This window comes from Dysgonomonas mossii (assembly GCF_004569505.1).
Lineage (GTDB): Bacteria > Bacteroidota > Bacteroidia > Bacteroidales > Dysgonomonadaceae > Dysgonomonas.
This window is the reverse complement of record NZ_SPPK01000021.1, coordinates 1-673: the sequence shown is the minus strand read 5'-3', so window position 1 is coordinate 673 and position 673 is coordinate 1. Positions and strand designations below refer to the sequence as shown.

The 673-nt window shown below is 67.2% G+C and carries 1 protein-coding gene; it reads right to left on the bottom strand.

Translation table 11 applies throughout. The features are described from left to right. Positions 1 to 90 precede the first annotated feature (90 nt). The coding region (locus tag E4T88_RS18795; RefSeq protein ID WP_497707123.1) for an RHO alpha subunit C-terminal catalytic domain-containing protein at positions 91 to 673 on the bottom strand (583 nt) is incomplete at its 5' end.

Sequence of the window (673 nt, the reverse complement as noted above, 5' to 3'; positions counted from 1 at the left end):
GCCGATGTTAGGCCACCCCGGCGCCCGCATTCCGGAAAGATGTCCCGGAAAACCCACCCTCCGGGATTCGCGGCGGCGGCCGGTGCGCGGTCAGCGCTGCGGAACGGCCTCGCCCATCGCGCCGCGGTACCACTCGTGGAAGTGCTGCATGCCGTCTTCCATCGGGCTCTGGTAGGGGCCGACCTCGTTGTCGCCGCGCGCCAGCAGGGCCTTGCGGCCGGCGTCCATGCGCTCGCCGATCTCGTCGTCCTCGATGCAGGTCTCCATGTAGGCGGCCTGCTGGGCCTCGACGAACTCGCGCTCGAACGCCGCGATCTCCTCGGGGTAGTAGAACTCGACCATGTTGAGCGTGCGCGTCGGGCTGATCGGGTGCAGCGTGGATACGGTGAGCACGTGCGGGTACCACTCCACCATGATGTGGGGGTAGTAGGTGAGCCAGATCGCGCCGCGCTCGGGCATGCGGCCCTCGCGGTAGTTCAGCAGCACCTCGTGCCACTTGCGGTACACATCCGAGCCGGGCTTGCCGAAGGTGGAGGCCACGCCCACGGTCTGCACCGAATAGTGCTTCTGGAACTCCCAGCGCAGGTCGTCGCAGGTGACGAAATTGCCCAGCCCCGGGTGGAACGGGCCCACGTGGTAGTCCTCGAGGTAGACCTCGATGAACGTCTTCCAG